Annotated in this window: 16 protein-coding genes; 10 read left to right on the plus strand and 6 right to left on the minus strand. The window is 70.6% G+C overall.

Translation table 11 applies throughout. From position 1 onward, the window contains the following. Positions 1–194: 194 nt before the first annotated feature. The 5 genes from H4W31_RS16810 (at position 195) to serA (ending at position 7,095) form a co-directional block, all read left to right on the plus strand. Positions 195–2,138 (plus strand): acetolactate synthase large subunit, encoded by a 1,944-nt coding sequence (locus tag H4W31_RS16810; protein ID WP_192767521.1) that lies wholly within the window; start codon positions 195–197, stop codon positions 2,136–2,138. 10 nt (positions 2,139–2,148) lie between these two features. Next, positions 2,149–2,664 (plus strand): acetolactate synthase small subunit, encoded by a 516-nt coding sequence (gene ilvN, locus H4W31_RS16815; RefSeq protein WP_192767522.1) that lies wholly within the window; start codon positions 2,149–2,151, stop codon positions 2,662–2,664. Positions 2,665–2,733: 69 nt separating this feature from the next. Next, on the plus strand, positions 2,734–3,747 hold the full coding sequence (ilvC, locus tag H4W31_RS16820) for a ketol-acid reductoisomerase (RefSeq protein ID WP_192767523.1): 1,014 nt from the start codon (positions 2,734–2,736) through the stop codon (positions 3,745–3,747). A gap of 215 nt (positions 3,748–3,962) precedes the next feature. Continuing rightward, a complete protein-coding gene (mpgS, locus tag H4W31_RS16825) occupies positions 3,963–5,216 on the plus strand; it encodes a mannosyl-3-phosphoglycerate synthase (RefSeq protein WP_192767524.1) in 1,254 nt (417 codons plus the stop codon). Between the two features lie 274 nt (positions 5,217–5,490). Further along, positions 5,491–7,095, plus strand: a complete 1,605-nt coding sequence (gene serA, locus H4W31_RS16830) for a phosphoglycerate dehydrogenase (RefSeq protein WP_192767525.1) — start codon at positions 5,491–5,493, stop codon at positions 7,093–7,095. A 60-nt stretch (positions 7,096–7,155) separates the two neighbouring features. Here serA and H4W31_RS16835 read toward each other — a convergent pair whose 3' ends face one another. Then, complete coding sequence (locus H4W31_RS16835; RefSeq protein ID WP_192767526.1) at positions 7,156–7,509, minus strand: hypothetical protein; 354 nt, start codon at positions 7,507–7,509, stop codon at positions 7,156–7,158. A 355-nt stretch (positions 7,510–7,864) separates the two neighbouring features. Then, on the minus strand, positions 7,865–8,725 hold the full coding sequence (locus H4W31_RS16840) for an FAD:protein FMN transferase (RefSeq protein WP_192772163.1): 861 nt from the start codon (positions 8,723–8,725) through the stop codon (positions 7,865–7,867). 228 nt (positions 8,726–8,953) lie between these two features. On the opposite strand from H4W31_RS16840, the gene H4W31_RS16845 reads away from it, so the two are divergent. Then, the gene (locus tag H4W31_RS16845) at positions 8,954–9,985 is read left to right on the plus strand and encodes a 3-isopropylmalate dehydrogenase (RefSeq protein WP_192772164.1); all 1,032 of its coding nucleotides are present in this window, start codon (positions 8,954–8,956) and stop codon (positions 9,983–9,985) included. 204 nt (positions 9,986–10,189) lie between these two features. Continuing rightward, positions 10,190–11,287, plus strand: coding sequence for a branched-chain amino acid aminotransferase (locus H4W31_RS16850; RefSeq protein ID WP_192772165.1), 1,098 nt, complete (start codon positions 10,190–10,192; stop codon positions 11,285–11,287). A gap of 28 nt (positions 11,288–11,315) precedes the next feature. Here the strand turns inward: H4W31_RS16850 and H4W31_RS16855 are convergent, their stop codons facing one another. After that, the gene (locus tag H4W31_RS16855) at positions 11,316–12,041 is read right to left on the minus strand and encodes a tyrosine-protein phosphatase (protein WP_192772166.1); all 726 of its coding nucleotides are present in this window, start codon (positions 12,039–12,041) and stop codon (positions 11,316–11,318) included. A 121-nt stretch (positions 12,042–12,162) separates the two neighbouring features. Beyond that, positions 12,163–12,639, minus strand: a complete 477-nt coding sequence (locus H4W31_RS16860; RefSeq protein WP_192767527.1) for a PRC-barrel domain-containing protein — start codon at positions 12,637–12,639, stop codon at positions 12,163–12,165. A gap of 381 nt (positions 12,640–13,020) precedes the next feature. Between H4W31_RS16860 and cimA the strand changes: the two genes are divergently transcribed. Beyond that, complete coding sequence (gene cimA, locus H4W31_RS16865) at positions 13,021–14,610, plus strand: citramalate synthase (protein WP_192767528.1); 1,590 nt, start codon at positions 13,021–13,023, stop codon at positions 14,608–14,610. A 600-nt stretch (positions 14,611–15,210) separates the two neighbouring features. Continuing rightward, the gene (locus tag H4W31_RS16870) at positions 15,211–15,726 is read left to right on the plus strand and encodes a hypothetical protein (RefSeq protein ID WP_192767529.1); all 516 of its coding nucleotides are present in this window, start codon (positions 15,211–15,213) and stop codon (positions 15,724–15,726) included. 124 nt (positions 15,727–15,850) lie between these two features. On the opposite strand, the gene H4W31_RS16875 is transcribed toward H4W31_RS16870, so the two are convergent. Next, positions 15,851–16,867, minus strand: a complete 1,017-nt coding sequence (locus tag H4W31_RS16875; RefSeq protein ID WP_192767530.1) for an endonuclease/exonuclease/phosphatase family protein — start codon at positions 16,865–16,867, stop codon at positions 15,851–15,853. Positions 16,868–16,953: 86 nt separating this feature from the next. After that, a complete protein-coding gene (locus H4W31_RS16880; protein ID WP_192767531.1) occupies positions 16,954–18,090 on the minus strand; it encodes a hypothetical protein in 1,137 nt (378 codons plus the stop codon). A gap of 173 nt (positions 18,091–18,263) precedes the next feature. Here H4W31_RS16880 and H4W31_RS16885 point away from each other — a divergent pair, with 173 nt between their 5' ends. After that, the gene (locus H4W31_RS16885) at positions 18,264–19,313 is read left to right on the plus strand and encodes an AAA family ATPase (RefSeq protein WP_192767532.1); all 1,050 of its coding nucleotides are present in this window, start codon (positions 18,264–18,266) and stop codon (positions 19,311–19,313) included. Position 19,314 lies beyond the last annotated feature (1 nt).

Below are 19,314 nucleotides of genomic sequence, written 5' to 3' on the forward strand. Positions count from 1 at the left end.
CACGCGGGCCGTTTTTATTGGCCGTGTACTTCGTTGGCAGGGCGGGCCACCTCCGTTGGCGTACCGGACCTGCCGGCAGGTGCGGATCCTCCTCACGCCGGAGGCGAGTTGCCCGCCCGCCGAGGTGAGGCCCCGCCCGCACCGCCCCCATATCTGGAAAAGAACACTGCTCCGAGCCGAAGGCCTGAATAGCCATGACGAGACCCACACCAGAGACCCTGGCGAACAGCGCGCGCCGGCACCGGCCCGCCGCCGTCGACGGTGTCAACGACCCCTCCGACCAGTACCCCCGCCGACTCCGGCCCGGTGCCTCCGCGCCCGGCGAGGCGTCCGGTCCGCTCGGTGACGCGTCGGCCCGGGCCGCCGCGAGCGGTCAGGTGGTAGCACCGGTCCAGGTCTCCGGCGCCGGTTCACTGGTCAAGTCGTTGGAGGCGCTCGGGGTCGAGGTCGCGTTCGGCATTCCGGGCGGGGCGATCCTGCCGGCGTACGACCCGCTCTACGACTCGTCGGTGCGGCACATCCTGGTCCGCCACGAGCAGGGCGCCGGGCACGCCGCGACCGGGTACGCCCAGGCGACCGGGCGGGTCGGGGTCTGCATCGCCACCTCCGGGCCGGGGGCCACCAACCTGGTCACGCCGATCGCGGACGCGTACATGGACTCGGTGCCGATGGTGGCGATCACCGGTCAGGTCGCCCGGCCGGCGATCGGCACGGACGCCTTCCAGGAGGCGGACATCCAGGGCATCACCCTGCCGATCACCAAGCACAACTTCCTGGTCCAGACCGCCGAGGAGATCCCGAGGATCCTGGCCGAGGCGTTCCACCTGGCCGGCACCGGCCGACCCGGCCCGGTGCTGGTGGACATCCCCAAGGACGTCCTCCAGGCGCAGACCACCTTCAGTTGGCCGCCCACCCTCGACCTGCCCGGCTACCGGCCGACCCTGCATCCGCACGGCAAGCAGATCCGCGAGGCGGCCCGGCTGATGACCTCGGCCCGGCGGCCGGTGCTCTACGTCGGCGGCGGGGTGCTCAAGGCCGGCGCCACCGAGGGGCTGCGCAAGCTGGCGGAGCTGACCGGGATCCCGGTGGTCACCACCCTGATGGCCCGGGGCGCCTTCCCGGACTCGCATCCGCAGCACCTGGGGATGCCCGGCATGCACGGCAGCGTCGCCGCCGTCTACGGCCTACAGAAATCGGACCTGATCGTCGCCCTGGGGGCCAGGTTCGACGACCGGGTGACCGGCAAGCTGGACTCCTTCGCCCCGGGTGCGGCGATCGTGCACGCCGACATCGACCCGGCGGAGATCGGCAAGAACCGCGCCGCCGACGTGCCGATCGTCGGTGACGCCCGGTACGTGATCGACGAGTTGATCGAGGCGGTCCGGGCCACCGCGGCGGGCCAGTCCGGCAGCCCGGTCGACCGGACCGAGTGGTGGTCGCAGCTCGACGACCTACGGGAGCGCTATCCGCTCGGCTACGACGAGCCGACCGACGGCACCCTCGCCCCGCAGTACGTGATCCAGCGGTTGGGCGAGATCGTCGGGCCGGACGCCGTGTACGTCGCCGGGGTGGGCCAGCACCAGATGTGGGCCTCCCAGTTCATCTCGTACGAGAAGCCGTACACCTGGCTCAACTCCGGTGGGCTGGGCACGATGGGGTACGCCGTGCCGGCGGCGATGGGGGCGAAGGTCGGCAAGCCCGACACCACTGTCTGGGCGGTCGACGGGGACGGCTGCTTCCAGATGACCAACCAGGAGCTGGCGACCTGTGCGCTGGAGGGCATCCCGGTCAAGATCGCCATCATCAACAACGGCAACCTCGGCATGGTCCGGCAGTGGCAGACGCTGTTCTACGGCGAGCGCTACTCGAACACCGAGCTGGGTACCCACAAGCACCGGATCCCGGACTTCGTGAAGCTCGCCGAGGCGCTGGGCTGTATCGGCCTGCGCTGCGAGAGCGCCGCCGACGTCGACAAGACGATCGAGGCCGCGATGGCGATCAACGACGTGCCGGTGGTGGTCGACTTCGTGGTCGGCAAGGACGCCATGGTGTGGCCGATGGTGGCCGCCGGCACCAGCAACGACGAGATCATGTTCGCCCGGGGAGTCCGCCCGGCCTTCGACGACGACGACCTGTGAGGCCGTAGACATGAGCAAGCACACGCTTTCGGTGCTGGTGGAGAACAAGCCCGGTGTCCTGGCCCGGGTGGGCGGGCTCTTCTCCCGCCGTGGCTTCAATATCAACTCGCTGGCGGTCGGCGAGACCGAGAACCCCGAGGTCTCCCGGATAACCATCGTGGTCAACGCCGACTCCTCACCCCTGGAGCAGGTCACCAAGCAGCTCAACAAGCTGGTCAACGTGCTGAAGATCGTCGAGCTGGACCCGGGTGTCTCGGTGGCCCGCGAACTGGTGCTGGTCAAGGTTCGGGCCGACCGGGCGCAGCGGGCCCAGGTGCTGGAGACGGTGAACCTGTTCCGGGCCCGGGTCGTCGACGTCGCGCCGGACACCCTCACAATCGAGGCGACCGGTACCGCTGACAAGCTGGAAGCGCTGCTGCGCGATCTCGAAGCATTCGGAATCAAGGAAATGGTGCAGTCGGGACTGGTGGCCATCGGGCGGGGTTCCCGCTCGATCACCACCGGCTCGACGCTGCGGGCCGCCTGATCGAGGCTGGCCCCGCGTAACGAAATTCAACGGCGGGCCCGACTCGGGCCGCCGCAGGAGAGGAAAGTCATGACCGCTGAGGTGTTCTACGACGACGACGCCGACCTGGCGCTCATCCAGAGCAAGAAGGTCGCGGTGCTCGGTTACGGCAGCCAGGGCCACGCCCACGCGCTGTCGCTGCGCGACTCGGGCATCGACGTGGTGATCGGTCTTCCGGAGGGGTCGAAGAGCCGGGCCAAGGCCCAGGAGCAGGGGCTGCGGGTGCTCAGCCCGGCCGAGGCGTCGGCCGAGGCCGACGTGATCATGGTGTTGGCGCCGGACACCGCGCAGCGGTCGCTCTACGCCGACGCCATCGCGCCGAACCTGACCGCCGGCAAGGCGCTGCTGTTCGGCCACGGCCTCAACATCCGGTACGGCTTCATCACGCCCCCGGCCGACGTCGACGTGGCGATGGTCGCCCCGAAGGGCCCGGGTCACCTGGTCCGCCGGCAGTACGTCGACGGCAAGGGCGTGCCCTGTCTCGTCGCGGTGGAGCAGGACGCCACCGGTACGGCCTTCCCGCTCGCGCTGGCGTACACCAAGGCGATCGGTGGAACCCGGGCCGGAGCGATCCGGACCACCTTCAAGGAGGAGACCGAGACCGACCTGTTCGGCGAGCAGGCGGTGCTCTGCGGCGGCGCGTCGGCGCTGGTGCAGACCGGCTTCGAGGTGCTGACCGAGGCCGGTTACGCCCCGGAGATCGCGTACTTCGAGTGCCTGCACGAGCTGAAGCTCATCGTCGACCTGATGTACGAGGGCGGCATCGCCCGGATGCGCTACAGCGTCTCCGACACCGCCGAGTACGGCGACTACTCGCGGGGCCCGCGGGTGGTGGACTCCCGGGTCAAGGACGAGATGCGCAAGATCCTTTCCGAGATCCAGTCCGGCGAGTTCGCCCGGGAGTGGATCGCCGAGGACGACGCCGGCCGGCCGAACTTCACCAAGTGGCGGGCCGAGGGTGCGGCGCACCCGATCGAGGAGACCGGCAAGAAGCTGCGCGGGATGATGAGCTGGGTGGACCGGCCGATCACCGAGACGGCCTGATCTGCATCGTCGTGCCGGAGCCCCGGGGTCGGTGACCGAGCCGACCCCGGGGCTCCGTCGGCGATGGCGGGTGGTCCGCCCGGGTTACCGGATCTTCACCCCGGCCGTTACCGGATCATTGCCATTCGACGTCCAATCGGTACGTGAACTGATGGCATCAGGAAATGGTGGGCAGTTACGCGCGGTTAATGCGTCCGCTCGGGTACTGTCGCCGCATGCGTCTGGAGCAAACGCACCGCACCGAGCGTTTCGGCGCCGTTCGCATCCACGAACTTCAGCGGGTCATACAGCTGGACTCGGGAGATGCCACGGGGACAACCGGCGAAGGCATCGTCTCCCACGAGGCGATGCGCGCGATCGAGCGGCAAATGGTCATCGTCATTCCCTGCATGAACGAGACACGCAGAGTAATCGAAGGCGTGCTCTCGGGGATTCCTCATGATTGTTTGATCGTGCTCGTCTCGAACAGCGCCCGACATCCCGTCGACCGCTACGAGATCGAGGTGCAGACGCTGGAGCAGTACTGCCGGGCGGCCGAACGGCCGGCGATCGTGCTGCACCAGCGGGACCCGGGGGTGGCCGCCGCGTTCAAGGCCGCCGGCATGCCGGAGCTGATCGACGACGACGGACTCGTCCGGGCCGGCAAGGGCGAGGCGATGCTGATCGGCATGGCGGTCGCCGCGCTGACCGGCCGCGGGTACGTCGGATACATCGACGCGGACAATTACGTACCGGGCGCCGTGCACGAGTACGTCAAGGTCTACGCCGCCGGCCTGCATCTCGCCGCCAACCCGTACGCGATGGTCCGGATCTCCTGGCACTCGAAACCGAAGCTGCGGGACGGCCGGCTCTTCTTCAGCCGACGCGGCCGGAGTTCCGAGATCACCAACGAGTTCCTGAACCGGCTGGTCGCCGAGTATTCCGGCTTCGGCACCGAGGTGATCGCCACCGGCAATGCCGGCGAACACGCGCTCAGCCTCGACCTGGGGCTGCGGATGCGGCTGGCCGGTGGCTTCGCCGTCGAGCCGTTCGAGTTCGTGGAGCTGTTCGAGCAGTTCGGCGGGGTGCTGGAGAGCGCACATCCCGAGGTGATGGCGAGTTCGGTGCCGGTGTTGCAGATCGAGACCCGGAACCCGCACTTCCACGACAACAAGGGCGAGGACCACGTACAGGGCATGCGGATGCAGGCGCTCAACGTGCTCTACCACTCGCCGGTCTCGCTTCCGCCGGTCCGGGAGGCGATCGTCGAGTTCATGGTCGCGCAGGGGGCGCTCGCGCCGGGGGAGGAGCCGCCCCGGGAGCGGATCTATCCGCCGGTCGGCTCGCTCGAACTGGACCTGCTGCGGGACGTACTGGAGACCGAGGCGGGGACCTTCCGGCAGATCGGCGTCGCCGCGCGGGTGACCCAGCTGCGGCCACGCCAGGTCCTGCCCGGGCTTCCCGCACCGGAAGTGGTCACCTCGGCGTGAGCCCGGTTCCGGGGTGAGTCCGGCCACGTCGGCGCGGCGCCGGAGCACGCGTGCACACCGGCCGGGTCGGTGTGCACGGGCCCGTCCGGCAGTTGTCGGACGGGCTTGTGAGGGCACTCACGCGGGGCAGTGGGCCACCGTGCGGAGCACGACGCCTACGATCGGCAGATAGGTGCGTCCGCACCGTAGGGACTCACCCGTTTGGCGGAGCGCGGGACGCAGTGCGGCGCCCACGTGGCCGCAGACCTCGCCCGGACGACACATACGAGGACCAATGACTCCCGTCGTACTGATCGCTGAAGAGCTCGCTCCCGCCGCCATCGACGTGCTCGCGCACGACTTCGACGTACGCCACGTCGACGGCACCGACCGCCCGGCCCTGCTCAGCGCGCTCTCCGAGGCCGACGCGGTCATCGTGCGCAGCGCCACCCAGGTCGACGCCGAGGCCATCGCCGCGGCGCCGCGGCTCAAGGTGATCGCCCGTGCGGGGGTCGGACTGGACAACGTCGAGGTGCCGGCCGCCACCGCCCGGGGCGTCATGGTGGTCAACGCGCCGACCTCCAACATCGTCTCGGCCGCCGAGCAGGCCGTCGCGCTGCTGCTCGCGGTGGCCCGGAACACCGCCAGCGCCAGCGCCGCGCTGAAGGCGGGGGAGTGGAAGCGGTCCAGGTACACCGGAGTCGAGATCCAGGGCAAGACGGTCGGCGTGGTCGGCCTCGGCCGGATCGGCGTCCTCTTCGCCCAGCGGATCGCGGCCTTCGGCACCCGGCTGATCGCGTACGACCCCTACGTCCAGCCGGCCCGGGCGGCGCAGCTCGGGGTACGGCTGGTCGGCCTGGAGGAACTGCTCCGGGAGAGCGACTTCATCTCCATCCACCTGCCGAAGACCCCGGAGACGGTCGGGCTGATCGGCGAGAAGGAACTGACGCTGGTCAAGCCGGGTGTACGGATCGTCAACGCGGCCCGTGGCGGCCTGATCGACGAGCAGGCCCTGGCCGACGCGATCGCCGAGGGACGGGTCGGCGGCGCGGGCATCGACGTGTACTCCAAGGAGCCCTGCACCGCGTCCCCGCTGTTCGCCTTCGACAACGTGGTGGCGACGCCGCACCTGGGCGCCTCGACCGCCGAGGCCCAGGACAAGGCCGGTCTGGCGGTCGCCCGCAGCGTCAAGCTCGCGTTGCAGGGTGAGTTCGTGCCGGACGCGGTCAACGTGCAGGCCGGCGGCGTGGTCGCCGAGGACGTCCGGCCGCTGCTGCCGCTGGCCGAGAAGCTGGGCAAGGTCTTCACCGCGGTCGCCGGCGGGGTCGCCGCCAGCGTGACCGTCGAGGTACGCGGCGAGATCGTCGCCAACGACGTCTCGGTGCTGAAGCTGGCCGCCACGAAGGGTCTCTTCACCTCCGTGGTGGAGGAGCAGGTGAGCTACGTCAACGCCCCGCTGCTGGCCGCCGACCGGGGTGTCACGGTGGCGCTGACCACGCACGCGGAGACCATCGACCACGCCAACCTGGTCACCGTGCGGGGTGCGCTGCCGGACGGCCGGACCGTCTCGGTCTCCGGTACCACGGTGCACACCGGTACCCGGGACGTGATCAAGCTGACCGAGGTGGACGGATTCGACCTGGAACTCGGCGCGGACGGGATCCTGCTCTTCTTCCGCTACGCCGACCGGCCGGGTGTGGTCGGCACCGTCGGCTCGATCCTCGGCGAGACGGGTGTCAACATCGCGGCCATGCAGGTTGCCCGGCGGTCCGCCGGTGGCGAGGCGTTGATGACCCTGACCGTGGACTCGGCGATCGCGGCGGACCTGCTCAACTCGGCGGCCGAGTCGATCGGTGCGGTGGCGGCGAGCGCCGCCGACCTGCGCGACGAAGAGGCGTGACGGGGAAGACCTCCTGAACTCCCGGACGGGGCGAGCCGCAGTGGGCCGCCCCGTCCGTCGTCAGCCGGTCACAGTGGTCGGTGGCGGGTAGACGGAACCGTCCTGTGGGTCCAGTAACAGCAGGCCGTGCACTCCGGCCAGCCGTTCGATGTCGAGCAGCACCTCGTCCGCACAGGACTCGTGGAGGTTCATCTCGACGTGGTCGGCGGCGACGTGCAGCGGGGTCACCGCCCAGGGCGTACCCGGACCTGGCCGGTCGGGGTAGCCGGCGGTGACCGCCCGGTAGAAGGACGAGATCCGTGGCTCCAGGGCGCCGTTGACGTGGTGTCCCTGGCGGCACCGGTCGTGGGCCGCCCGTACGTCGACCGGCGAGGCGCCGTGCCCGAGGGCCCATACGATCAGATCGAAACTCACGGGGGTAAAGGGTGCCATCCCGAAGCGTGGGCGTTCGCCGTATACCGGCCGACACGCGGAAGGGCACCTCTTGCGGGGACTCACGTCGGGTCGATAGCGTATTGACGTGGATACCCGGCGAGTTCCTAGGCGTGGGCTCGTCTTCGGGTGATGAGGCGTCGCGCCGGCCGGGTAGCCAGCACCCCCGTGTGCGCGAGCCACGCGCACTCGTCGCTGATCGGCCCCCGCGACCGTTGCCGAGCTCGCGGGGGTCGATCGCGTCCGGGCGCGAGGCTCTCCCCGACGTGATCGTCGAAGGAACCCGTCGGTCAGGGCGGGGCGTGACCGGGGCGGTGGTCGCCGCCGGGCAGGACCGTCAGCGTGCGGTGGCGAAGAGCGCCCGGTAGCCGTCCTTGGTGGGGAACCAGTCCAGGCCGGCTCGACCGGCGGCGAACAGGGCGGTCGCGTAGGCGTCGGCGACCGCGAGGTCGGGCCCGGTGACGGTGGCCGCGATCAGCCGGTCGGCCGGCTCGCCGGTGTGCGGGTCCACCACGTGGTCACGACGGCCGGCGACCCCGGAGGTGCCGACCGCGCCCGAGGTCATCTCCAGCAGCATCGGCGGGCGGTCGTTCGCGGTCGGATGGTGCACCGCGATCCGCCACGGTCCGCCGTGCGGGGCGTGGCCGCGTACCGTCAGGTCGGCGCCGCTGATCACGGCGTAGTCCTCGATGCCGGCGGCCCGCAGCCGTGCGGCGGCCCGTTCCACCGCCCAGCCGACCAGCAGGCCGCCCGGGTCGAAGCCGCCGGGCACCGCCCAGGCGTCGAACCAGCCGTCCGTGGCGGCCCGCATCGCGGCGCAGCGCGCGACGATGTCGGCCAGCGGCGGGTACGCGTCGGCCGAGATCTCGGCCCGGCGCAGCCGGGAGACGAGGCTGGCCGGTCGGGCCGGGCTGTAGGTGAGGTCGATCGCCCGTAGCTCGGCGACCGCGTCCCGCAGCGCGTCGCCGACGCCCCGCCAGCCGACCTCGCCGAGGCCGTTCAGTATCAGGGTGTACTCGGCGATGGAGGTCTGCACCGTGTGCCGCGCGACCACCCGGTCGGCGAGCGTCGCGCCCGGTCGGACGTTCCGCCGCCCGGCACCCAGCCGCAGGTCGGGTCGTCCCCGGCCGACGGCGGGTGCCGGCGACAGCCCCCGACGATGCTGACCCGGACCCCGGCCGCCCCCCGGGATCCGCATGTTCGCCCCCTGGATCCGCATGTCCGCCCCCTGGATCCGCATCTCGCTCCGTGCCCTCCTCGGGCCATCGCCGCTCACGATAAGCAGCGAAAATGGCTACACCATGAATGCTGGCTGAGAAGGTCCTGTGCAGTTGATTTCCCAGATTCTGGGAGCGCCGTACCGGGAGCCGGGACGGTCCCTTAACGTTCCTTAGACACGACAAAGGCAAGGGAGCTGGACGTGGCGGTGGCGCGGATCGCGGTGGTGGCTGGTGACGGCATCGGGCCGGAGGTGGTCGCGCAGGCCCGCAAGGTGCTCGACACCGTGCTGCCGGGCATCGAGGCCACCGAGTACGACCTCGGCGCGGCACGATACCACCGCACCGGAGAGGTGCTGCCGGACTCCGTGCTCACGGAACTGGCCGGTCACGACGCGATCCTGCTCGGCGCGGTCGGCGATCCCACCGTTCCGCCGGGCGTGCTGGAACGCGGCCTGCTGCTCAAGCTGCGGTTCGAGTTCGACCAGTACGTGAATCTCCGGCCGTCCCGCCTCTGGCCGGGCACCTCCGGCCCGCTGGCCAGCGTGAAGCCGAACGAGATCGACCTGGTCGTCGTCCGGGAGGGCACCGAGGGCCTGTACGCCGGTGCCGGTGGCGTGCTGCACCGGGACACCCCCGCCGAGGTGGCCACCGAGGAGAGCCTGAACACCCGGTACGGCGTCGAGCGGGTCATCCGCGACGCCTTCGCCCGGGCCGGTCGCCGGGAACGCCGCAAGGTCACCCTGGTGCACAAGACCAACGTGCTGACCCACGCCGGCTCGCTCTGGGCCCGCGCCTTCGCCACGGTCGCCGCCGAGCATCCCGACATCGAGACCGAGTACCAGCACGTCGACGCCGCCGCGATGTTCCTGGTCACCCAGCCGCAGCGGTACGACGTGGTGGTCACCGACAACCTCTTCGGCGACATCCTCACCGACATCGCCGCCGCGATCACCGGTGGAATCGGCCTGGCGGCGAGCGGCAGCATCAACCCCGAGCGGGCGTACCCGTCGATGTTCGAGCCGGTGCACGGCTCGGCGCCGGACATCGCCGGTCAGGGTGTGGCGGATCCGGCCGCCGCGGTGCTCTCCACCGCGCTGCTCCTGGACCACCTGGGTCATCCCGACGCCGCCCGCCGAGTAACCGAGGCGGTCGCCGCCGAGCTGGCCGCCCGTACTCCGGGCACGCCGCGGCGTACCGCCGACGTCGGAGACCGGCTCGCCGCCCACGTGGCGTCCTGACCCGGTAGATCCACCAGACACTTCCCGCCCCCGCCCGCCGGAGGTCCGTGCCGTTGCCGGATCTGCGCGAAGGCGCGAGTGGTGAGTTCTCCGGTCGACCGGAGGGTCGAGGTTGAACGACCGTTCGGGTAAGTTTCAGGCACAAGCCCCACGTCCCGGCTCGCCCATGCCCGGGTGCCGGTTCCCTTCATGGAGGTCAGCGCGATGAGCGGTGGTGACAAGCTCGACTTCGAGATCCGTCCGAATCCTCAGCCGGTAGCCCCCGCCGAGCGCGACGCGCTGATGGCGAACCCGGGATTCGGTCGGGTCTTCACCGACCACATGGTCACCGTCCGGTACGCCGAGGGCAAGGGCTGGTACGACGCCCGGGTCGAGGCCCGCGCGCCGATCCCGATGGACCCGGCGAGCGCCGTACTGCACTACGCCCAGGAGATCTTCGAGGGGTTGAAGGCGTACCACGCCGCCGACGGTTCGGTGACGATGTTCCGGCCGGACGCCAACGCCGCCCGGTTCGCTGACTCGGCCCGCCGGATGGCGATGCCGCCCCTGCCACAGCAGGTCTTCCTCGACTCGCTGCGCCACCTGATCGAGATCGACCGGGCGTGGCTGCCGACCACCGAGGAGGGCAGCCTCTACCTGCGGCCGTTTATGTTCGCCAACGAGGTCTTCCTCGGGGTGCGCCCGTCCAACGAATACCTCTACGTGCTGATCGGCTCGCCGGTCGGCTCGTACTTCCCCCGGGGCGTGCAGCCGGTGAACGTCTGGGTGTCCCCGACGTACACCCGGGCGGCACCGGGCGGCACCGGTGAGGCCAAGTGCGGCGGCAACTACGCCGCCTCGCTGGCCGCCCAGGCCGAGGCGATGGAGCACGGCTGTGAACAGGTGGTCTTCCTCGACGCCGTGCAGCGCCGGTACGTCGACGAACTGGGCGGGATGAACGTCTTCTACGTCTACGACGACGGCTCGCTGGTCACCCCGCCGCTGGGCGGCACGATCCTGCCCGGCATCACCCGGGAGTCCGTGATGACGCTGGCCCGGCAGGCCGGCCGTACCGTGGTCGAGCGGCCGGTGGCGTTCGACGAGTGGCAGGCCGACGCGGCCAGCGGGCGGCTGCGGGAGGTCTTCGCCTGCGGTACGGCGGCGGTGATCACCCCGATCGGCGTGGTGCGCCACCCGGACGGGGAGTTCCGGATCGCCGACGGCAGCCCGGGTGAGGTCACCACGGGCCTGCGGCAGAGCCTGGTCGACCTCCAGCGGGGCCGGGCCGAGGACGTCAACGACTGGATCCACCACATCCGCTGACCGACGCCGACCTCCGGGCGCCGCCGGCTCAGCTGAGCAGGTGCGCCCGGAGGGCGTCGATCCGGGACTGGACGAGGCCGGCCCTGACCAGGTACCGCTGCGCCGACCCGTGCCGGTCCCGCAGCTCGCGGAGGAAGATGCTCATCGCCTCGGCGGGGCAGCCGAGGAAGGGCGCGGGCACCGGCTTCGAGGCCGGCAGCGTGGTGGCGATCCACTCGCTGAACCGGACCGAGCCCTCGATGCTCCGGGCGTAGTCCTCGGCGATCGTCTCGTCGGCGACGCCGAGCAGCGACAGGGTCAGCGCGCAGACCACCCCGGTCCGGTCCTTGCCGGCCACACAGTGCACCACGGTCGGGGCGGCGTCGGCGTCGGCGATCACCTCGATCGCCGAGACCAGGCCGGCGGCCCCGGTCTCGGCGAGGTCGTGGTAGCGGTCGGCCAGGTACCGGGCCATGCCGAGTTCCTCGGAGTACGCCGACTCCTCCCAGAACGCGTGCTCCGGATGGATGTGCCGGTACGCCAGTCCCGGGTAGTCCGGCACCCGGCCGTCCCGACGTACCTCGGACGGGCGGCGCAGGTCGATGACGGTACGGATGCCGAGCGCGGCGAACGCCTCCCGGTCCACGCCGTCGACCCGGTGCAGCGAGTCCGACCGGTACAGCCGGCGCTGGCGTACCGGGCGGCCGTCCAGGCCCGGATGTCCACCGACGTCCCGGAAGTTGAAGAGGTTGTTGAAGGCCGTCATCGGAGTCATCGGAGTGGCGTCCACGCGACCACAGTAGCGACTCCGGGCCGAGGGCCGGCCGAGGGCGTTTGCCGGCGACGGAAGCCGGTGGGGCGGCCGCCCCACCGGCTTCCGGGTCGCGGGTCGCGCCCTACAGCGCGCGGCCTGGCGGTACCGTCCAGCCTGTCGTGCCGTACGTTCCGCCGTAGTAGCCACCGAGCTTGTCCCGGTACGCCGGGTCCTCGCGGCCGGTGTCGTCGAACTCCGGAGCGTCCTTGATCTGCTCCTTGGTGCGATCGACGTACACCTTCCGGTCGTCGTGGTCGACGTGGTTCACCACGCCGGCCGGCAACATGACCTTCTTGCCGAAGATCCACGGGCCGGTGTCCACCACCAGGTGACTGGCGTTGACCTCGTGACTGGCACTGTCGATCTTGCCAATGCCGCCGTCGGTCGCCTCCACCTTGTAGCCGACCAGGTCGGCTCCGGTGACTCCGGCGTCGTCGCGGTAACGCCACGGGTCGAACTCGCCCGAAGGCGTGCCGCCCGCGATGGCGCCGCCGCCCCCATGGATCAGGGGATCCGGCGTCTCCTGCTGCGGGGTCGTCTGAGGATCGAGCCTGTCCACTGGCTATCACTCCTCTTCTCGACTGTCTCGTACGTTTCTCGGCTGTCCCGGACACTCCTACCCAGGGAGCTCGATCAATACACCAACCGGTCTCGCGGGCCCGGGTGTGCCGCCCGCCCGTCACCGCTGGCGTTCCCACCGGCCGGAGGTGGGCACCCGGCTCGCCACCGGGCGCTTCCCGCGATGTGGATTTTCCCTCCCAGAACCGGGGGGCGCGTGGCAGAGTACTTTCCGTGACCTGCTCCGCACTCATTATTGGCAACTAGCGCGCCGGCAACCTCCCGCCGAGCGCGCAGACCTCCCGCATTCGCGGGGGGTCATTTTGTTGTGCGGGCCGGAAGGCATCGGAGCAGGGGCTGCGCCACTGCCGAAGGAGACCAGATGACGTACCAGGTGTTCGACACGACCCTGCGCGACGGGGCACAGCGCGAGGGGATCAGCTACTCGGTTGTCGACAAGCTGGCCGTGGCCCGGCTGCTCGACGAGTTCGGTGTCGGATTCATCGAGGGCGGCTGGCCAGGGGCGATGCCGAAGGACACCGAGTTCTTCCGCCGGGCCCGTACCGAACTCGACCTCAAGCACGCCGTCCTGGTCGCCTTCGGCTCGACCCGCAAGGCCGGCCTCGACGTGGCCGCCGACCCGCAGCTCCGGGCGCTGCTCGACGCGGAGACCCCGGCGGTGTGCCTGGTCGCGAAGTCCGACATCCGGCACGTCGAGCGGGCGCTGCGGACCACCGGGGACGAGAACCTGGCGATGGTCCGGGACAGCGTCACCCATCTCGTCGCCGAGGGCCGCCGGGTCTTCCTGGACTGCGAACACTTTTTCGACGGTTTCCGGTACGACTCGGCGTACACCTCGGCCGTGGTCGAGACCGCGCTCGCGGCCGGCGCCGAACGCGTGGTGATGTGCGACACCAACGGCGGGATGCTGCCGTCCCAGGTGACCGCCGCGATCTCCGCGCTGACCGAGCGGCTCGGCGTCTCGCCGGACCGGCTCGGCATCCACACCCAGAACGACACCGGCTGCGCGGTGGCGAACACCATCGCCGCCGTCGAGGCCGGGGTACGGCACTTTCAGGGCACCGCCAACGGCTACGGCGAACGGCCCGGCAACGCCGACCTGTTCGCGGTCGTCGCGAACCTGCAACTCAAGCTCGGGCTACCGGTCCTACCGGACGGGTGCCTGACGCAGATGGTGCGCGTCTCGCACGCCATCGCGGAGATCGCCAATATCGCCCCCGACACCCACCAGGCCTACGTCGGGGCCGCTGCCTTCGCTCACAAGGCGGGGCTGCACGCGAGTGCGATCAAGGTGGATCCGCTGCTCTACAACCACGTCGACCCGGCGGTTGTGGGCAACGACATGCGGATCCTGGTGACGGAGATGGCCGGCCGGGCCAGCATCGAGCTGAAGAGCCGTGAGCTCGGACTGGATCTGGCCGGCCATCCCGACGCCGCCACCCGGGTCACCAAGCGGGTGAAGGAACTGGAGGCGGGCGGCTGGTCGTTCGAGGCGGCCGACGCCTCCTTCGAACTGCTGGTCCGCAGCGAGCTGCCCGGGATGGGTGCTGCCCGGCCGTTCGCGCTGGAGTCGTACCGGGTGCTGGTCGAGCACCGGGAGGACGGCGCGGTGGTCTCGGAGGCGACTGTCAAACTCCGGGTACGGGGTGAGCGGGTGATCGCCACCGCCGAGGGGAACGGTCCGATCAACGCCCTCGACGAGGCGCTGCGGGTGGGGCTGCTCCGGCACTATCCCGAGCTGCGCGGATTCGAGCTGGCCGACTACAAGGTACGGATCCTGGAGGGCAGCCACGGCACCGGCGCGATCACCCGGGTGCTGGTGGAGACGACCGACAGTGCTGGCCGGGACTGGACCACGGTGGGCGTACACCCGAACGTGGTCGAGGCGAGCTGGCACGCCCTCGTCGACGCGCTGACCTACGGCGTGGCGCGTACGCCCGCCGAGGTCTGACGCACTTCGCGTACCAGGACGGTTTCTGGGGGACGGCCCCGTTCACGGCGATGAGCCGTGGGCGGGGCCGTCCGCGTTCGGCGGCTCGAATTCCGTACCCGTCCGAGAGGCATTCGGAATTGACGGGCCGGTACCGGTTGGCGGCTGCGCTCGATAGTGCCTGGAAAATGTGAGACCCGAACGCCGTACGCATTTCCTGTGCGAGCCCGGCTCGGTGTCGAGGTGACTGGTTGTCGGTGAATGGGTCGGAGCCCGATCGGTTGATACCGCTATTGACCTGCACGTTTGCTGAATGCTATGTTCGCTCATGGTTGTTGAGTGGCCACTCTAGGTAGTATCCGCCGTTGAGGCGGGGTTCGGCCGGCGCCGGCCGGGCGCTCTCCACGCCACAGAATCCTGTGGCAATGATGCAGACAGCCCTCGCTCACCGATTCCTCGTTGCTGGGTGCGCCCTACTCGTAAATTGCCGGGCAATCCCATCGCCGATCGCGGGTCGGATCGCGCAGGGGGCGTATTCCGGAGCAGTAAGGCAGAGCTAGGACCATCTCCATCGTCGGTAAGACCATCACCATCCTGGGTAGAAAAGAAAGAGATGACGTCATGGCCAGAATCTTTGGGCGTAAGTCGATCCTGCTCGTCGTCGGGGCGCTCGCGCTGACCCTCGTCGGTGGCGGCATCGCCGTCGCAGCCCCGGAACAGCGCGACGACCCCGGCGCCGTCCGGATCAACGGCCGGGTGGTCCAGCAGCCGCTGGTCACCCAGGCCGACATCGACCTGGCGAAGGCCGCGCTGGTCAAGGGCGGCTCCGGCATCCAGGCGTCGAGCGCGCAGTTGTTCGCGGTCGTCAGCGCCGGTGGCGGCCTGGTCCGGGGCAGCCAGGCGGTCTCGGTGACCCTGCTGGGCCTCGGCCTGTACCAGGTGGTGTTCAACGTGCCGGTGCAATCCGGCGCGTTCGCGGGGACGATCGGGTTGACCGGCAGCGTCGGCACCTCACCGACCGGCTTCATCTCGGCGGTCGGCCGGACCAACCTGGCGCAGGGTGTCTTCGTGCAGACCTGGAACCAGTCCGGTAGCCCGGCCAACCGGAGCTTCCACCTGGGTGTCTTCCTGCCCTGACCGGGTCAGACCGCTGGCCTCCGCGTCCCCCCGAACGGACGCGGAGGCCAGCGCCGTCCCACCGCCGGCACCAGCGCCGGCCGGCACCGGCACAGCAAAGCGTTCCCGGTTCAGGGCGTCTGGTTCAGGGCGACTGCGCGGGCAGGGCCACCTCGGCCAGTACCGGACGGTGGTCCGAGCCCGGCAACGGGAAGACCGCCACCCGTCGTACCGCGATCCGGCGGTCCACCAGGACGTGGTCGATGACCACCGGGGGAATCGGGTCCCCGTCGTACGGCCCCCAGGTGCCGGTCAGCCCGGCCCCGACCGAGGCGGCGGAGTCGGCGTAGCCGGTGTCCAGCAGCCGGCGGAGTTCCGCATGGTCGAGCGTGGCGTTGAAGTCCCCGGCCAGGATCCGCAGCGGCCCCGCCGGGGTGGCGGACGGCTGCGTCCGCAGGTCGTCGTGCCAGGCCGACAGGCTGGAGAGCGTGGCCGGCGCCATCGGGTGCACGGACTCGACGAGTACCGCCGGTCCGGCGTCCGGCCGCACCGTCCCGTACGCCTGGGAGAAGCCACCGCCGTTGCGCCGGGTTCCGGTGTCCCGCAGCGGCAGCCGGGAGTACAGCGCCGAACCGGTCGTACCCGACTCCGCATTGGCCTGCCGGTACGGCAACAGGCCGGCCAGGCCGAGCCGGTCCAGCGCCGCCTCCGCGTCCGGGGTGAACTCCTGCACCGCGAGCAGGTCGACCCGGTGGGTCCGGACCAGTGCGACCACGGCGTCGGGCTCGGCGGCCCCGGCGAGCAGGTTGGCGGTCAGCACCCGCAGGGTCGGGCCCCCGGCGACCGGCGGCTCGTCGGCCAGCGCCCGGGGCGCGACCAGGCAGACCAGGACGATCGCGGCCAGCGCGGCGGCGCCGGCCGCCCACCACCGCCGGACGGCCAGGGCCAGCCCGAGCGGGACCACCGTCCACGCCGCCAGGTACGGGGTGAAGGCGAGCAACTGCACCAGCGGACCCCGTTCCAGCCCGCCGAGCCGGACCGCCGCCCAGCCGAGTCCCGGCGCGACGAGCAGCCAGCAGAGCACGGTGAGCGGAGCCCGTCGTCGGCGTCCGGCGACGACCGGTGGTGCGGACGCGGGATCCGGGTCGAGATCAATGCTCATACCGGCACGCTAACCGTCCGGTGTGGAGAGCCTGTGCAGAACGTGTGCGGGCTCGGCGCCCGCCCCCGCCGACCACCCGACCGGGGTCAGCCGGCCGACGGCCAGGTGCTGCCGAGCACCCCGGTCAGCGCGTCGTACTGGTAGACGGTCGTGCGGTGTGGCTGTTTCGTCTGGTGGTCCTTCACCTGGGTGACCAGGACGCCGATCTTGACGTGGTCCTGGCTGACGACCGAGCGCCACGGCACACCGTCCCGGGAGACGTCCACCCCGTGCGAGAAGTCGCCGTCCGGTGCGTTGATCGAGTAACCCGGGCCACCCGGCGGGTCGATGTCCAGTCCGCCGTCCGCCCGGATGGTGAGGGTGACGACCAGGGCGCCGGCCGGATCGTGGATCTGCGCCGGATCCCCGGCGTAGAAGCGGCTCCGGCCCTGGCCCTGGATGTCCATGCCGTTGTAGAAGGTCTTGCCCTGTGCGTCGACCCAGAAGTGCGGCACGTGCGCTCCGGCGGCGCCGTAGGTGAGGCCGGGGTAGTAGGCCAGGTGCCAGTGTGGCGGGTTGTCCGGATGCAGCACGTTGTTCGTCTCGAAGCCCATCAGGGAGAAGAAGTGGGCCTTGCGGCGTGCCTCGGCGGCCAGCCCCGAGTCCTGGAGCACCGCCTCGGTCGCGATCATGTAGTTGATCACGGATGCGGCCTGCTTCGCCGGCCACGGCACGCTGGTCCACGGCCCGGCCACCCGATCCGGATCGTTGTGCTCGATCCGCCAGTGCACGCCGCTCGCCGTGGAGTTGTTGAGCATGCTCCAGACCTGGACGGTCGCCTGGTTCGCGTTCACCGTCGACCAGGTGACCGGAACGACGAAGCTCACCCGGTACGGCGCACCGGCGTGCCGCCGTACCGCCAGCCGGGTGTCGGTGGCGATCACCGAGCCGATCCAGGTGCCGGGCCAGTCGACGGTGACCGTCACCGCCTCGCTGCGCGGGCCCCGGATGAAGGAGTAGTACTCGGCCCGGCTGGCGACCTGGTGCTGGGCACCGGGAACGAGTTCGTAGCCGGCGGGCAGGGTGATCTCCGGGGTACCGAGGTCACCGGGGATCGCCTTGACGAGCCGGAAACCGGCGTAGTTCGGGGCGGGCACCGGATCGGGGGCGGCGACCGCCGGGGCCCCGAACGCGACGACCGAGGCGGTGGCCAGCAGTACCGTCAACCAGCGTCGCAGCACCACGATGCCTCCGGGGTTTCGTCCCGCCCCGGTGCCCCGTGACGGTTTTGCGTGCTGTCGATTTTATTGGTACGACAGGGATTCCGGGCACCCCGAGAGACGGGAGTTACCGAACTTGTGATGACGCACGGGTGACCGTCGAGGTTTGTGGCTGGTCAGGGCGGGAAGCCCGCACCGTGACGGACATGTCAGACACCGTGACCACCCGCCCCAGGCCGGTCGAGACCGATTCGGCCGGACCAGAGCTGGAGCAGGCGCTCTTCGAGGTCAAACGCGTCATCGTCGGGCAGGACAAGCTCGTCGAACGCCTCTTCACGGCGCTCCTGGCCGACGGCCACTGCCTGCTCGAAGGCGTACCCGGAGTGGCCAAGACACTCGCCGCGCAGACCATGGCGACCGCCGTCGGCGGCAGCTTCTCCCGGATCCAGTTCACTCCGGACCTGGTGCCGTCGGACATCATCGGCACCCGGATCTACCGGGCGTCGACGGAGAACTTCGACGTCGAGCTGGGACCGGTGATGGCGAACCTTGTCCTCGCCGACGAGATAAACCGGGCGCCGGCCAAGGTGCAGTCCGCGCTGCTGGAGGCGATGGCCGAGCGGCAGGTCTCGATCGGCGGGCGCAGCTATCCGGTGCCGGAGCCGTTCCTGGTGCTGGCCACCCAGAATCCGATCGAGTCCGAGGGCGTCTACCAGCTTCCGGAGGCGCAGCGCGACCGGTTCCTGATGAAGGTGCTGGTCGACTACCCGACCGATGTGGACGAACTGGCCATCCTGTACCGGATGAGCGCGGAGCGCCCCACCGCCCGCGCGGTCCTCGACGCGCAGCGACTGCGGGCACTCCAGGACCGGGCGTCGCGGGTCTTCGTCCACCACGCCCTCGCCGAGTACGTCGTCCGGCTGATCCTGGCGACCCGGGATCCCGCCCGGTTCGGGGTACCGGAGGTGGCGCCGCTGCTCGCGTACGGGGCGAGTCCCCGGGCCACCCTCGGCCTGGTCGCCGCCGCCCGGGCGCAGGCCCTGCTGCGCGGGCGGGACTACGTGCTTCCCGACGACGTACGGGAACTGGCATCCGAGGTGATCGCGCACCGGCTGGTGCTCTCCTTCGACGCGATCGCCGACGGGGTGCCGGCCGAGTCGGTGGTGCACCGCCTGGTCGAGGCCGTACCGCCGCCCCGGATCGCACCCAGCCGCGAGCAGGACCGGCCGGGCCTGGCGGTCGTGTGAG

Source organism: Plantactinospora soyae, assembly GCF_014874095.1.
Lineage (GTDB): Bacteria > Actinomycetota > Actinomycetes > Mycobacteriales > Micromonosporaceae > Plantactinospora > Plantactinospora soyae.

What these genes read in the sequence shown, in the direction of transcription:
- cimA (WP_192767528.1), top strand. Translation starts at nt 13,021, where the DNA reads ATGACGTACCAGGTGTTCGACACGACCCTGCGCGACGGGGCACAGCGC.
- ilvN (WP_192767522.1), top strand. Translation starts at nt 2,149, where the DNA reads ATGAGCAAGCACACGCTTTCGGTGCTGGTGGAGAACAAGCCCGGTGTC.
- H4W31_RS16875 (WP_192767530.1), bottom strand. Translation starts at nt 16,867, where the DNA reads ATGAGCATTGATCTCGACCCGGATCCCGCGTCCGCACCACCGGTCGTC.
- ilvC (WP_192767523.1), top strand. Translation starts at nt 2,734, where the DNA reads ATGACCGCTGAGGTGTTCTACGACGACGACGCCGACCTGGCGCTCATC.
- mpgS (WP_192767524.1), top strand. Translation starts at nt 3,963, where the DNA reads ATGCGTCTGGAGCAAACGCACCGCACCGAGCGTTTCGGCGCCGTTCGC.
- H4W31_RS16850 (WP_192772165.1), top strand. Translation starts at nt 10,190, where the DNA reads ATGAGCGGTGGTGACAAGCTCGACTTCGAGATCCGTCCGAATCCTCAG.
- serA (WP_192767525.1), top strand. Translation starts at nt 5,491, where the DNA reads ATGACTCCCGTCGTACTGATCGCTGAAGAGCTCGCTCCCGCCGCCATC.
- H4W31_RS16855 (WP_192772166.1), bottom strand. Translation starts at nt 12,041, where the DNA reads ATGACTCCGATGACGGCCTTCAACAACCTCTTCAACTTCCGGGACGTC.
- H4W31_RS16840 (WP_192772163.1), bottom strand. Translation starts at nt 8,725, where the DNA reads ATGCGGATCCCGGGGGGCGGCCGGGGTCCGGGTCAGCATCGTCGGGGG.
- H4W31_RS16810 (WP_192767521.1), top strand. Translation starts at nt 195, where the DNA reads ATGACGAGACCCACACCAGAGACCCTGGCGAACAGCGCGCGCCGGCAC.
- H4W31_RS16870 (WP_192767529.1), top strand. Translation starts at nt 15,211, where the DNA reads ATGGCCAGAATCTTTGGGCGTAAGTCGATCCTGCTCGTCGTCGGGGCG.